Here is a 12,861-nt window from a genome sequence, read left to right on the forward strand (position 1 = left end):
AAAGAGAGGCTTATCGGCGCCCCGTGCTGTTTTTTGCGGCCCAGCGCACACTCCCGCTTAAGCGAACTTCGCTGCGGTCAACTCCATCGTCATTTCATACTGCTGCAGCGATAGCGGTGAATATCCCGCCGCGGCAAACAGCGGCGTAAAGGTTTCCGGGACCGTCACCGAAGTGCCGATACCCGGGAACTGCTGCGCCAGCGCCATCAGCAGCGCCCGTGCCAGCCCCTGGCGACGGGCGGCGGGTTCAACCCATAAAAACTGCAGTACAGGCCGTGAACCCGAGGTGCCCAGTACCGCGAAGGCGCGCTGTTCCAGCGTCACGACGCGGCATGGCAGGGTGGCGAAGGTAAGCGGATCCATCAGCCAGGGGAGCTGACTGTTACTCTCCTCAACGGCGCGTCTAAGCAGCGCCAGGGTGGGATAAGGCTGTAACACGCCTGGCGCCGCAGCCTGAGGCTCTGCGCTCAGGTAGCCGCAGAGCCCATGGCGCCGCGTAAAGCCTAACGACTGATACAGCGCGACGGCCACATGGTTATCGCGGATCACCTCCAGGGAAACCGTCTCGATCCCCTGCTGCTGCAGAAGCATCAGCAGCTCCTGCATCAATTTCCGTGCAAGACCTTTGCCGCGCCAGGCCGGACGCAGGGCAAAGGCCGCCAGGCGAGCCATATTCCCCCGACGCGCGACGATCGCGATCGCCGCAGGTTCATCTCCGGCCAGCCAGACGCGGGAATCGATCAGGCTCATCCCCTCGGCGCTAAAGCGCTGAACAAATCCCTCCACCGACTGGGTCACCGGTACCAGATAGTCTGCAAAACAGGCGTTAAGAATATCCGTTAACTGCACGCTGCTGAACTGCGTGGCGGGAACGGCGGTCAGCTCCATACATTTCTCCCGAAGGCTGCTATGCTGAGGTGATGAAAACTAACACTATAACTGCCGGCGCCGGATTACGCCTGACCGAGGAGAGTGATATCGCCCTTCTGCCGGCCATTGAACGTTCCGCCGCTCAGGCTTTTCGTCAGATCCCCGCTCTCGCCTGGCTGGCGGACAGCGAGGTGATTAGCGTTGCGCGTCATCATGATTATCTGGAAACCGAGCATAGCCTGCTGGCGGAAGCCGCCGGGCAACCGGTGGGTTTTATTCTGACCGAACCGCTCGACGATGCCTTATTTATCGTCGAAGTCGCCGTACACCAGGCCTGGCAGCATCAGGGCATCGGGCGGATGCTGCTGGAGCAGGTTATCGACGGCGCCCGGCAAATGGCTTACCCGGCGGTGACCCTCACCACCTTCCGCGACGTGCCGTGGAATGCGCCGTTTTATACCCGTCTGGGATTCGCCATGCTTGATGAGCTGACCCTGCCCGCCGGGCTGGCGGCGAAAAGAGAACAGGAGACCCGGCACGGCCTGCCGCCGGAGACGCGCTGCGCCATGCGCCTGGCGCTCTGATGTTCGGCCCCGCCGCGCTCTGCGCTTTGCTACGGCCGCAAGGCGCAAATCTCATCATATAAGGCGCGGCTGATAGCCACTCCCTGCTGCTCACTCTGCTGGCGACAGGCGAACCGCCGCTCGCCCGGTAACCGTGCCCCTTGCTCCTGCATCCCGCTGAACAGGGTTTCGGCGCGCGCCAGCTGCTCTTGTGCCTGCGCGCCGAGAAAGCGCTGCGGATCCAGCGCCAGAATCAGCTCTCCGCCGTAGGGTAAACCGCCCGCGCCGTTATCCCACGCCAGCGATTCGGCGCTGGTCATATCGCCGATAAGCGGCCCGGCCAGCAGCTCAACCATTGCCGCCAGCGCCGAGCCCTTATGGCCGCCGAAGGTTAACATCGCGCCGTTCAGCACCTCTGTGGCATCGGTGGTCGGCTGCCCCTGGCTGTCGATTCCCCACCCTTCCGGTAGCGCTTTGCCGGCGCGCTGATGCAACTGGATCTCGCCGCGCGCCGCGGCGCTGGTCGCCATATCAACAATAAACGGCGGCTTGTCCCGCCGCGGCCAGCCAAAGGCGATAGGGTTGGTGCCGAACAGCGGACGGGTGCCGCCCGCCGGGGCGACCCAGGCGTGGCTTGGCGTACAGGCGAGCCCCACCAGCCCTGCCTCGGTCAACGGCTCAATATCGGCAAACAGCGCGGAAAAATGGACGCAGCGGTTAATCGCCAGCGCCGCAATGCCGCTGTGCCGCGCTTTCTCCAGCAGCTGCGGCAGCGCGCGCTCGTAGGCCAGCAGCGAAAAGGCGCCCCCTGCATCCGCCCGCACAATCGCCGGCGCCTGGTCGTGGATCTGCGGCTCGGCATCAGGCGATACCTTACCTTTACGTAAGGTATCGACAATGCCCAACAGCCGCCACAGGCCGTGGGAAGCGCAGCCGTCGCGCTCCCCGGCGGCCACGTTACGGGCGATAGCCGCCGCGTGGTCGTCGCTGAATCCATTGACGCTGAGCACCGCCAGCGCCAGGTCATAAGCTTCTGGTAACGATAGAGTTACCGACTCCATACTGTTCTCCTTTACTCTTCTTCGTCTCCGCTAAAATTAGCCTGCGGCAGACAGCTGCGCGCGCCCCAGTAATAAATCCCCAGCGACATTGCCGCCACCAGCACCGTATCCCAGGGGTGACCAATAACATTAAGCCCGCCGAAGCTGCCCAGCCAGGAAAAGAGGATAATCAACGCATAAAAAGCGATCAGCCACAGCGAAGACTTCACCTGCTGCGCCAGGCTCACGGTATGTTCCGGCACCTTGCCTTTGCACATCACGTACACCACAAACATCACGATCTGCAGCCCCAGCAGCCACGAGAGCGTATTCCAGCCGGACCAGTAGACGATCAGCGCCGAGACCATAAACGATACCGGGCCGATGATGGCGAAGGCGCGCACGCGGAACGGCCGCGGCAGATCCGGGGCGTTGCGGCGCAGCCCGGCGGCGGTCACCGGGGCGATGGCGTAGCTCAGCACCAGGGCAGCCGACACCACGCTAATTAACTGTTCCCATGAGGGGAATGGCAGCGTCCAGAAAATCGACAGCCCGAAGGTCAGCCACAGCGCCGGGCGCGGAATACCGGACGCTTTATCGATATGGGTAAAGGCTTTAAAAAAGGTGCCCGCCTTCGCCCAGCCGTAGATCACCCGCGGTGTCGCGTTCATGTAGATATTGCCGGTGCCGCTCGGGGAGATGATCGCATCGCTAATGACCATAAAGGCCAGCCAGCCCATGCCGAGGGTAATGGCGATATCGCGATACGGCAGCGAGAACTGTTTGCTCACCTCGGCCCAACCGCCGGCCAGCATCTCGGTGGGGATACTGCCAAGGAACGCCAGCTGCAGCAGCACGTAGATAATCGTTGACAGCACCACTGATAAAATCAACGCAATAGGGATAGTCCGCTGCGGCTTTTGCACTTCGCTGGCCACCGAGATAATCGGCGTCAGTCCCAGATAGGCGAAGATAATCCCTCCGGCGCTGATCGCCGCTTCCACCCCGGACATACCGAACGGCGCAATGCCCTGCGCGTGCAGGTTCTCCGGTTTAAAGAAGGCGAACAGCGTCACCACCACCAGCAGCGGCACCAGAAACTTGAGCACGCTGATGAAGTTGTTCGAGCGGGCGAAGGTCTTGACGCTGTAGTAATTCAGCGCAAAGAAGAAACAGAGCAGCAGGAACTGCACTACCCACCCCAGCAGCGTCGGCGAGCTGGAGCCCGGCTGGGTCAGCACCGGAAACCAGGCCGCGGCGTATTGCCGGGCGGCGACGATTTCTATCGAGATCAGGCTGGAGAAGGCGATCAGGGTGATGAACCCCAGCAGATAGCCCATCAGCTCGCCGTGGGAAAAGACCGGGTAGCGGATAATGCCGCCGGCGCGCGGCAGCGCCGCCCCCAGCTCACAGTAGACAATCCCCAGCAGCAGTACCGCAAAGCCGCCGATCACCCACGACGCGATCCCGGCCGGACCGGCAATGGATGCGACGTGGCTGGCGGCGAATAACCATCCCGAGCCGAAAATCGCGCCCAGGCCGATAAAGGTGAGGTCGGTCAGGGTCAGCTGTTTTTTAAACTTACCCGACTCAGCAACGCGGGTTTGACTGTTATGCGTAGTGTGAATGGTCATGGTGATGCCCTTGCGTCAATGAGAGGAGGAAATCGCTTCCCGGGTCCACTGGCCGTTGACCAGGCGCAGCAGGTTCAAAGGGTTCGCATCCTGCAGCGCCGGCGGTAACAGGGCGGCCGGCGCATTCTGCAGGCAGACCGGGCGCAGAAAACGCTCAATCGCCCGGCTGCCGACCGACGTCCCGCGCGCATCGGTCGTCGCCGGCCACGGGCCGCCGTGGACCATCGCATCGCACACTTCCACGCCGGTGGGATAACCGTTAAACAGCACCCGTCCGACCTTCTCGCACAGCAGCGGTAGCAGGTTCGCCGCCAGCGGGCCGTCGTCCGCTTCCGCGTGTAGCGTCGCGGTGAGCTGTCCCTGCAGCGCTTTCACCACCGCCTGTAGCTGGACCGCGTCGTCCACTTCCACCAGCAACGATAGCGGGCCGAAAACTTCGGTCTGCAGCAGCGTATCCTGCGCCAGCAGATCTTCGACCTGAGCCTGCCACAGCTGGGTTTGCGCCTGCCCGGCGCCGGCGGCGAGGCCGCTCGCCAGCCTCTCGATATGCGGGTGCGCCGCCAGGGCCGCCACGCCCTGGCGGTAGTGCTGGAGGGTCGGCGCATTGAGCAACACCTGCGGCGCAGAGCCCGCTACCGCCGTGCACAGCGCCGACTTAAAGCGTTCCAGCCCGGCGCCGCGCAGCGCCAGAATCAGCCCCGGACGGGTACAGAACTGGCCGCCGCCGAGGGTGAATGACGCCACCAGCTCGTTCGCCAGCGCCTCGGCCCGCGTCTGCAGCGCCTGCGGTAGAATAATCAGCGGGTTAATCGCCGACATTTCAGCAAACAGCGGGATTGGCTGCGAACGCTGCTGCGCCAGTTGATACAGCGCCTTACCGCCGGCCAGTGAGCCGGTAAAGCCAACGGCCTGAATCGCCGGATGGCGGACTAATTCGGCGCCGATATCAGTCCCGAAAATCATATTGAAGACGCCGCCGGGTAACCCGCATCGCGCGACCGCCCGGACGATCGCTTCAGCGGTCAGCTCGGCGGTGGCCATATGGCCCGGATGGGCCTTCACCACCACCGGGCAGCCAGCCGCCAGCGCCGAGGCGGTATCGCCGCCAGCGGTGGAAAAGGCCAACGGAAAGTTGCTGGCGCCAAACACCGCCACCGGCCCTAACGCCTGCTGATACTGGCGCAGGTCCGGGCGCGGCAGCGGTTGACGGTCGGCTAAGGCGGTATCAATACGGGCGGCGAAGGTATCCCCGCGCAGGATCACGCCAGCAAACATCCGCAGCTGGCCGCTGGTGCGCGCCCGCTCGCCCTGCAGCCGCGCCAGCGGCAGCGCGGTCTCCTGTTCGGCGAGTGCAAAAAACGCTTCCCCCAGCGCGTCCAGCTCATCGGCAATGGCGCAGAGAAAGCGCGCCCGCTGCTGCGGCGTGGTTTGTGAATAAACGGCAAACGCCTGCTGTGCCGCCTCCGCGGCCTGGGCGGCCTCCTCGCGTGAAGCCGGATAAAAGCGATGGCCGGTGGCTTCCCCATCCACCGCCCGCAGGCTCAATAGCGTCGCCTCGCCGCTGGCAACGCGGCGGCCGGCAATAAACTGCCGTCCCGCCATGGTCTGAGATGCATTCATACTGACTCCTGGGTTCAGAGGCCGACGTCCGGCAGGGCTGGACGAGTCGCCAGCGCCTGTTCCACGATCGCCACCACCTGCTGGCGCGTTTCCCCTTCCAGCGCCAGACGCGGCGGACGGGTCACGGCGCTGCCGCGTCCGAGTAGCTCTTCGCACAGCTTGATGCACTGCACCAGATCCGGACGCGCATCGAGATGCAGCAGCGGCATGAACCAGCGGTACAGCGCCATTGCCTCTTCGTAACGCTGTTGGCGGGCGAGACGGAATAACGTTTCCCCTTCGCGCGGGAAGGCGTTGGACATTCCGGAGATCCACCCTTCCGCGCCGACGGCGATACTTTCCACCACCACGTCATCCAGCCCGGCAAACAGCACGAAGCGATCGCCAACGGTGTTACGCAGGTCGATAAAGCGGCGGGTATCGCCGGAGGAGTCTTTAAAGCAGACGATGTTGTCGCAATCGGTCAGGGTGGCGAGAATGTCCGGCGTCACGTCGTTTTTGTATATCGGCGGGTTGTTGTAGACCATGATCGGCAGGTCGGTGGCGGTGGCCACGCTGCGAAAGTGGGCGGCGGTTTCATGCGGTTTTGAGGAGTAGACCAGCGCCGGCATCACCATGATCCCGTCGACGCCGACGCGCTCCGCCTCTTTCGCCATCTTCTGGGCAAAGGCGGTGGTGAACTCGGCCACCCCGGCGATCACCGGAATTTTGCCGCCGGCGGCATCCTTCGCCACTTCGATAATCTGCAATTTTTCATCAGTGCTCAGGGAGGTGTTCTCCCCGACGCTGCCGCACACCACCAGCCCGGAAACGCCATCTTTGACCAGGTTTTTCATCACCGCGTGGGTGGCGTCTAAATCGAGGGAGTAATCGCTACGAAACTGCGTGCTAACCGCCGGGAATACGCCGCTCCAGTGAATCGCTTTATTGCTCATGCTCGGTTCCTTGTCGTCATTTTGTTAAGTCGAGGTGAATGATTGGTGAATATTCACTGACAGATTGACGCGTCGCGGAACCGGCGGCTTGTCGGTTTTCCCTTAATCCGATGACGAAATTAGCACAGTCGACAAAAGTGTGAGCCAGCCGTTATCCCTGCAGCGTCAGGCGAAAATCGCGCGACGTCGAGCCGGTCATCGCTTTGAACTGGCGGCTGAAGGCGCTGTGATCGGTATAGCCGCACTGCAAGGCGATATCGGTAATCGGCGTATCGCCGGCCAGCAGTTCGGTGGCTTTTTCCAGACGCACTTTGTGGATCATCTGCCGCGGGGTGAGATGAAAGATCCGCTTGCAGTAGCGCTCGATCTGCGCAATCGACATCCCGCTTAGGGCGGTCAACTCTTCCATGGCGATCGGCCGGTGATAGTGGCGGCGGATATGATCGTCGACGATCGCCAGCCGCTGCCACGCCGGATGGCGGGCGTGGGCCTCCTGCAGATCGTGAGAGATCCCGGCCATGCCGATCACCTGACCGCGGACATCGCGCAGCGCCAGCTTCTGCGTCAGGCACCAGCCTCGTTCCCGGCCATTGTAGAGATGCATTTCCAGCTGGTCGCGCAGGGTCACGCCCTCCCGTAATACCCGAAGATCCTGTTCGGTGTACCCCTGCCCCAGCGTGGAAGGAAAGACGTCGGCGGAGGTTTTCCCCAGCAGCGAGGAGACGGTTTTGAAACCGCAGCGGCGGGCCAGCGTCAGGTTCGCCAGCAGATAACGCGCCTCGCGGTCTTTGATAAAAAAGACCACGTTGGGGATGGCATTGAGCAGGGGGGCGATCAGCGCCAGGGCATTGAGCAGCGCCGGCATATTCTCCGGCCGCTGGCGCGCCAGCCCTTCGCAGATCTGGCTCAGCTCATCGACCGCCAGCTCCGGTTGATTAACAGCGCGCGGCGGCGCCGCTTCAGAAACACCGATCATAGGGCTTCCTCATGGTAAGTGACCGAAGGATATTTATTCACTTCCTGTTAACACCTCAAGCGGTAACCGCCGGTTTTGCGATCCTGGATCCGCTTTACGCCTTCCCCTGGTTTATCCACTGGCGCAATCGCCACTTTCGGTTTACCACGCCATTAACCAAGTGATTAATAAGAAATAAATATGCAACGTATGCACATCACCCCGGCACGATTATGCCGATTTCGTCATTATCTCTGCCGAAAGCGCTCAAGCCGCCCGCCCCAGGTTGCGCCAGCATGATGAAACATGATGTTAACTTTCGGAGAGCAGAATGACCGCGCCACGCCCCCCTATTGCGCTGAGAGCCATTGATTCACACACCGGCGGCGAACCCACCCGCCTGATCGTTGACGGCTTCCCCGACCTCGGCGGCGGCAGCATGGCGCAGCGCCGCGACCGTTTCGCCCGTGACTTCGATCGCTGGCGTCAGGCGGTGATTCTCGAACCGCGCGGCAACGATGTGCTGGTCGGCGCGCTGCTGTGCCAGCCGGTCTCGGCGGCGGCCACCGCTGGCGTCATTTTCTTCAACAACGCCGGTTTTCTGAATATGTGCGGCCACGGCACCATCGGGCTTATCGCCTCGCTGGCGTGGCTTGGCCGTATCCAGCCAGGGGTACATCTGATTGAAACCCCGGTCGGCGACGTAAGCGCCACATTGCACGACGATGGCAGCGTATCGGTGCAAAACGTCCCGGCCCGCCGCTGGAAAAAGCAGGTCCGCGTGGAGACCGCGCTCGGCCCCGTCGTCGGCGATATTGCCTGGGGCGGCAACTGGTTTTTCCTGATCAACGATCACCCGTTCGCCATTACCCCGGAGCACATCCCACAGCTCACCGACTACGCCTGGGCGGTGCGCGAGGGGCTGGAAGCCGCGGGGATCCGCGGCGACGACGGCGGCGTTATCGATCATATCGAGCTGTTCGCCGATGACGATGCCGCCGACAGCCGCAGCTTCGTACTCTGTCCGGGAAAGGCCTGGGATCGTTCGCCGTGCGGCACCGGCACCAGCGCCAAGCTGGCCTGCCTGGCGCAGGATGGCAAACTGCAGCCGGGAGCGATCTGGCGCCAGGCCAGCATCATCGGCAGCCAGTTTACCGCCAGCTACCAGCGCGCCGCCGCAGGCATCATCCCCACGATCCGCGGCGAAGCCTGGGTGTGCGGCGATAATCAGTTGATCCTCAACCCGGACGATCCCTTTTGCTGGGGGATCGCCCCGTGAAGTCGTGCGATGTCATCGTGATCGGCGCCGGGATCATCGGCGCCGCCTGTGCGTGGCAGCTGGCGAAGCGGGGGCAGAGCGTGACGCTTATCGACGACGGTCAGCCCGGCGCGACAGCGGCCGGTATGGGCCATCTGGTGTGCATGGATGACGACCCCGCCGAACTGGCGCTGTCGGCGTGGTCGCTGGCGCGCTGGCGCGCCATCACGCCGCGGATGCCCGACGCTTGCGCCTGGCGCGGCTGCGGCACGCTGTGGCTGGCGGATAGCGAAGAAGAGATGGCCGTCGCGGGCGAAAAACAGCGGCGGCTGGCAGGCTATCAGGTCCACAGCGAGCTGCAGACCCCGCAGCAGATCGCCGGGCGCGAACCGCTGCTGCGCAGCGGGCTGGCTGGCGGGCTATGGGTGCCCGGCGATGGTATCGTCTACGCGCCGAACGTCGCCCGCTGGCTGGTGGCCGATGCCGGAGACCATCTCACCTGCCTGCGCGACAGCGCGCAGGCGATTACCGAACCACAGGTACAGCTCGCCAGCGGCAAACGGCTACAGGCGCGGGCCATCGTGGTGGCCTGCGGCCTTGAAGCCAACGCGCTGTTAGCAGAAAACTGGCTGCGGCCGAAAAAAGGCCAACTGGCGATAACCGATCGCTACGGGCCGCGGGTGCATCACCAGCTGGTTGAACTGGGTTACGGCGCCAGCGCCCACGGCGGCGGCACCTCGGTGGCCTTTAACCTGCAGCCGCGGCCCACCGGCCAGCTGCTGATTGGCTCGTCGCGCCAGTTTGATAACCGCGAGCGCCAGCTGGATCTCCCCTTGCTGGGGCAGATGCTCGATCGCGCCCGCCATTTTGTGCCGGCGCTGGCGACGCTGAATATCATCCGCTGCTGGAGCGGCCTGCGCGCCGCCTCACAGGATGGCAATCCGCTGATTGGCCCGCATCCCACGCGCCGCGGTGTATGGCTGGCGCTGGGCCATGAAGGGCTGGGCGTCACCACCGCCCCGGCGACGGCTGAGCTGCTGGCGACGCAGATCCTCGGCGAACGCTGCCCGCTGGCGCCTGAGGCCTGGCTCCCGACCCGTCTGTATCATCAGGAGGCGATCGCATGAATAACACGCTCAACATCACCGTCGATGGCGAAGCGCTGACGGTGCCGGAAGGGATCAGCGTGGCGGCGGCGCTGGCGTTGACCGGCGATCCCACCACCCGCCAGGCGGTTAACGGCGACCCCCGCGCGCCGTTTTGCGGCATGGGGATCTGCCAGGAGTGCCGGATCACCGTCGACGGCCGGCGGGTGCTGGCCTGCCAGACCCTGTGCCGGGCCGGCATGCAAATAGAAAGGAGCCGCTATGCACACGCTGCGCTGTGACATTTTAATCCTCGGCGCCGGCCCCGCCGGCATGGCGGCCGCGCTCTCTGCCGCCGCCTGCAATAAGCAGGTCATTATTCTCGACGATAACCCCGCACCCGGCGGGCAAATCTGGCGCGCCGGCCCGCAGACGACGCTGCCCGCCCTGGCCCGGCGCTACCGCGACGCCATCGCCGCGTCTGCCGCCATCCGGATGGTGAACGGCGCGCGGCTGATTGCCCGCCCCTCCGCGCGCAGCGTGCTGTTTGAAACCGCCGACGGCGGGGGCGTGGTTGACTGGCAGAAACTGATCCTCTGCTGCGGTGCGCGCGAGCTGTCGCTGCCCTTTCCCGGCTGGACCTTACCCGGCGTGACCGGCGCGGGCGGCCTGCAGGCGCAGATCAAGCAGGGCCTGTCGCTGAAAGGAGAAAAGGTGGTGATTGCCGGCAGCGGCCCGCTGCTGCTGGCGGTGGCGGATACGGTGAATAAGGCCGGAGGCCAGGTAACGAATATCATTGAGCAAGCGGCGCTCCCGGCGCTGCTGCGCTTCGCCAGCGGGCTGTGGCGCTGGCCGCAGAAGCTGCGCCAGTTAGCGACGCTGGCCCCGAAAGGCTATCTTAGCGGCGCCCAGGCGATCCGCGCCCACGGCACAACGCGGCTGGAGGCCGTGACATTGCGCCAGCGCGGCGTCGAGCGGACTATCGCCTGCGATCGGCTGGCCATCGGCTACGGGCTGGTGCCCAATATCGAGACGGGGCTGCTGTTCGGTTGCGCCACGGCGCAGGAGGCGATCCAGGTTAACCGCTGGCAGGAGACCAGCATCGCGGATGTCTACGCCGCCGGGGAGTGCACCGGTTTCGGCGGGAGCGAGCTGGCGCTGGTGGAGGGCGAAATCGCCGGGTATGCCGCCGCCGGTGCCAGCCAGCAGGCCCAGGCGCGATTTGCCCGTCGCGCCCGCTGGCAGCGCTTCGCCGCGGCTATCAACCGCACCTTCCAGCTGGCAGAGTCGTTGAAAAACGCGGCGACGCCGGAGAGCCTGCTGTGCCGTTGCGAAGATGTGCGCTGCGGCGACGTGGCTGCCGCCGACGACTGGCTGCAGGCCAAACTGACCCAGCGCTGCGGAATGGGCGCCTGTCAAGGGCGCACCTGCGCCGCCAGCGCCCGCTGGCTGTATGGCTGGCCGCTGCCGCAGCCGAGAGAGCCGCTGTCCCCCGCCCGCGCGGAAACGCTTATTGCCCTCGCCAGGCTGAGCGCCGAGCCGTAACCGCTACTCTTCTTCATCACCGCGCCCGGCAGGGACGCCAAGCGCAATAAACTCCTCCAGCAGCGAGGTCAGTTGCTGCAGCTTTTCCGTGGTGAACTGAGCCTCCAGCAGACGATAGGTTTCTTCCACCTCCGCCTGGGCGCTTTCGTACAGCGCGGTTCCGGCAGGCGTCAGCGAGACGTATAGCTTGCGCTGATCGTTAACCGGCTTCAGGCGCAGCACCAGTCCATCCCGCTCCATACGCGTCAAAATACCGGTCAGACTGGGGCGCAGGATACAGGCGCGAAAAGCCAGATCGTGAAAGTCCATCGACGGACGTTCGGCGAGGATCCGCACGATCCGCCACTGCTGTTCGGTGAGATTGTGTCGTTTAACGATCGGTCGAAAGTAGGCCATCGCCGCTTCACGCGCCTGCAACAAGGCAATGGTTAATGAATCATGCATAGTTTCCCCTCAACGGCCTCATCTAAAACTTATTAACAAATTAATAATTAGCGTTAATCCTGCCATGTACAACCGGTTTCTGCACCTGAAAAGTACCAGCCTTTCCGTTAAAAATATTCAACTCATTGATTAATAATAAATAAGTTACTGATGTGTAAATATTGTGTTAATCAGATCACAAAACATTCACTTCCAGTTGCTAAACCTCAGCGCAAAGCATAAAAGATGATCATTAATATATTAACGAAATCCCTTTGAACCGAAATCAGTCCCAGAGGAGTGGTGAATGAAAGGTACCATCTTCGCCGTTGCGCTCAATCATCGCAGCCAGCTCGACGCCTGGCGCGAGGCGTTTCAACAGGCCCCCTACAAGACGCCGCCGAAGACCGCGGTCTGGTTTATTAAGCCGCGCAATACCGTGATTGGCGATGGCGAGGCGATCCCCTATCCGCCGGGTGAAACCGTGCAAAGCGGCGCCACCGTGGCGCTGATTGTCGGCAAAACCGCGCGCAAGGTGGCGGAAGAAGAGGCGGCGAACTATATCGCCGGCTACGCGCTGGCTAACGACGTCAGCCTGCCGGAAGAGAGTTTTTATCGCCCGGCGATCAAGGCCAAGTGCCGCGATGGCTTCTGCCCCGTCGGCGCGCTGTCGCCGGTGCGCAACGTCGATAACCTGACCATCATCACCGAAATCAACGGCCGCGAAGCGGACAACTGGCATACCGGCGATCTGCAGCGTAACGCCGCGCAGCTGCTGAGCGCCTTGAGCGAGTTCGCCACCCTCAATCCCGGCGACGCGATCCTCATCGGTACGCCCCACTCCCGCGTCACGCTGCGCCCCGGCGACCGGGTACGTATCCTCGCCGACGGTTTCCCGACGCTGGAAAACCCGGTTGTCGCAGAAGGAGAGCT

General features: G+C 63.4%; 12 protein-coding genes and 2 pseudogenes. 7 read left to right on the forward strand and 7 right to left on the reverse strand.

Translation table 11 applies throughout. The features are described from left to right. Positions 1–57: 57 nt before the first annotated feature. Positions 58–888 carry a GNAT family N-acetyltransferase gene (locus ABLV64_RS15100; RefSeq protein WP_160125064.1) on the reverse strand — a complete coding sequence of 277 codons (831 nt, stop codon included), beginning with the start codon at positions 886–888 and terminating at the stop codon, positions 58–60. 32 nt (positions 889–920) lie between these two features. On the opposite strand from ABLV64_RS15100, the gene ABLV64_RS15105 reads away from it, so the two are divergent. Next, positions 921–1,454 (forward strand): GNAT family N-acetyltransferase, encoded by a 534-nt coding sequence (locus ABLV64_RS15105; RefSeq protein ID WP_108450696.1) that lies wholly within the window; start codon positions 921–923, stop codon positions 1,452–1,454. Positions 1,455–1,483: 29 nt separating this feature from the next. Here the strand turns inward: ABLV64_RS15105 and ABLV64_RS15110 are convergent, their stop codons facing one another. The 5 genes from ABLV64_RS15110 to ABLV64_RS15130 all read right to left on the reverse strand — a co-directional run bounded on the left by ABLV64_RS15110 (position 1,484) and on the right by ABLV64_RS15130 (position 7,638). Further along, positions 1,484–2,494 carry an Ldh family oxidoreductase gene (locus tag ABLV64_RS15110; RefSeq protein WP_348843304.1) on the reverse strand — a complete coding sequence of 337 codons (1,011 nt, stop codon included), beginning with the start codon at positions 2,492–2,494 and terminating at the stop codon, positions 1,484–1,486. A gap of 11 nt (positions 2,495–2,505) precedes the next feature. After that, positions 2,506–4,107 carry an APC family permease gene (locus ABLV64_RS15115; protein WP_004204200.1) on the reverse strand — a complete coding sequence of 534 codons (1,602 nt, stop codon included), beginning with the start codon at positions 4,105–4,107 and terminating at the stop codon, positions 2,506–2,508. A gap of 15 nt (positions 4,108–4,122) precedes the next feature. Continuing rightward, positions 4,123–5,727 carry an aldehyde dehydrogenase (NADP(+)) gene (locus ABLV64_RS15120; protein ID WP_348843305.1) on the reverse strand — a complete coding sequence of 535 codons (1,605 nt, stop codon included), beginning with the start codon at positions 5,725–5,727 and terminating at the stop codon, positions 4,123–4,125. 14 nt (positions 5,728–5,741) lie between these two features. Further along, the gene (locus ABLV64_RS15125; RefSeq protein WP_004204197.1) at positions 5,742–6,662 is read right to left on the reverse strand and encodes a dihydrodipicolinate synthase family protein; all 921 of its coding nucleotides are present in this window, start codon (positions 6,660–6,662) and stop codon (positions 5,742–5,744) included. Positions 6,663–6,813: 151 nt separating this feature from the next. Further along, complete coding sequence (locus ABLV64_RS15130) at positions 6,814–7,638, reverse strand: AraC family transcriptional regulator (RefSeq protein WP_348843306.1); 825 nt, start codon at positions 7,636–7,638, stop codon at positions 6,814–6,816. 310 nt (positions 7,639–7,948) lie between these two features. Between ABLV64_RS15130 and ABLV64_RS15135 the strand changes: the two genes are divergently transcribed. Genes ABLV64_RS15135 through ABLV64_RS15150 form a run of 4 tightly spaced genes read left to right on the forward strand, consistent with a single transcriptional unit; the run spans position 7,949 to position 11,505 of the window. Next, positions 7,949–8,896 carry a 4-hydroxyproline epimerase gene (locus ABLV64_RS15135; RefSeq protein ID WP_004204193.1) on the forward strand — a complete coding sequence of 316 codons (948 nt, stop codon included), beginning with the start codon at positions 7,949–7,951 and terminating at the stop codon, positions 8,894–8,896. After that, positions 8,893–10,002, forward strand: a complete 1,110-nt coding sequence (locus ABLV64_RS15140) for an FAD-dependent oxidoreductase (RefSeq protein WP_032455501.1) — start codon at positions 8,893–8,895, stop codon at positions 10,000–10,002. Before ABLV64_RS15135 ends, ABLV64_RS15140 begins: the two co-directional genes overlap by 4 nt. Further along, on the forward strand, positions 9,999–10,262 hold the full coding sequence (locus ABLV64_RS15145; RefSeq protein ID WP_004204189.1) for a (2Fe-2S)-binding protein: 264 nt from the start codon (positions 9,999–10,001) through the stop codon (positions 10,260–10,262). Before ABLV64_RS15140 ends, ABLV64_RS15145 begins: the two co-directional genes overlap by 4 nt. Continuing rightward, a complete protein-coding gene (locus ABLV64_RS15150; RefSeq protein ID WP_074440935.1) occupies positions 10,243–11,505 on the forward strand; it encodes an FAD-dependent oxidoreductase in 1,263 nt (420 codons plus the stop codon). Before ABLV64_RS15145 ends, ABLV64_RS15150 begins: the two co-directional genes overlap by 20 nt. 3 nt (positions 11,506–11,508) lie before the next feature. Here ABLV64_RS15150 and hpaR read toward each other — a convergent pair whose 3' ends face one another. Beyond that, complete coding sequence (gene hpaR, locus ABLV64_RS15155; protein ID WP_002887503.1) at positions 11,509–11,949, reverse strand: homoprotocatechuate degradation operon regulator HpaR; 441 nt, start codon at positions 11,947–11,949, stop codon at positions 11,509–11,511. Positions 11,950–12,013: 64 nt separating this feature from the next. Here hpaR and ABLV64_RS15160 point away from each other — a divergent pair. Next, positions 12,014–12,178: pseudogene (locus ABLV64_RS15160) on the forward strand (hypothetical protein). 57 nt (positions 12,179–12,235) lie between these two features. After that, positions 12,236–12,847, forward strand: a pseudogene (locus ABLV64_RS15165) (fumarylacetoacetate hydrolase family protein); the annotation flags it as partial. Between the last annotated feature and the right edge of the window lie 14 nt (positions 12,848–12,861).

It is taken from the genome of Klebsiella sp. JB_Kp031, from assembly GCF_040064295.1.
Taxonomy (GTDB): Bacteria; Pseudomonadota; Gammaproteobacteria; order Enterobacterales; family Enterobacteriaceae; genus Klebsiella; species Klebsiella quasipneumoniae.

Excerpts from the sequence above, each read along its gene's own strand:
- ABLV64_RS15100 (WP_160125064.1), bottom strand. The coding sequence starts at position 888 with ATGGAGCTGACCGCCGTTCCCGCCACGCAGTTCAGCAGCGTGCAGTTA.
- ABLV64_RS15105 (WP_108450696.1), top strand. The coding sequence starts at position 921 with ATGAAAACTAACACTATAACTGCCGGCGCCGGATTACGCCTGACCGAG.
- ABLV64_RS15110 (WP_348843304.1), bottom strand. The coding sequence starts at position 2,494 with ATGGAGTCGGTAACTCTATCGTTACCAGAAGCTTATGACCTGGCGCTG.
- ABLV64_RS15115 (WP_004204200.1), bottom strand. The coding sequence starts at position 4,107 with ATGACCATTCACACTACGCATAACAGTCAAACCCGCGTTGCTGAGTCG.
- ABLV64_RS15120 (WP_348843305.1), bottom strand. The coding sequence starts at position 5,727 with ATGAATGCATCTCAGACCATGGCGGGACGGCAGTTTATTGCCGGCCGC.
- ABLV64_RS15125 (WP_004204197.1), bottom strand. The coding sequence starts at position 6,662 with ATGAGCAATAAAGCGATTCACTGGAGCGGCGTATTCCCGGCGGTTAGC.
- ABLV64_RS15130 (WP_348843306.1), bottom strand. The coding sequence starts at position 7,638 with ATGATCGGTGTTTCTGAAGCGGCGCCGCCGCGCGCTGTTAATCAACCG.
- ABLV64_RS15135 (WP_004204193.1), top strand. The coding sequence starts at position 7,949 with ATGACCGCGCCACGCCCCCCTATTGCGCTGAGAGCCATTGATTCACAC.
- ABLV64_RS15145 (WP_004204189.1), top strand. The coding sequence starts at position 9,999 with ATGAATAACACGCTCAACATCACCGTCGATGGCGAAGCGCTGACGGTG.
- ABLV64_RS15150 (WP_074440935.1), top strand. The coding sequence starts at position 10,243 with ATGCACACGCTGCGCTGTGACATTTTAATCCTCGGCGCCGGCCCCGCC.
- hpaR (WP_002887503.1), bottom strand. The coding sequence starts at position 11,949 with ATGCATGATTCATTAACCATTGCCTTGTTGCAGGCGCGTGAAGCGGCG.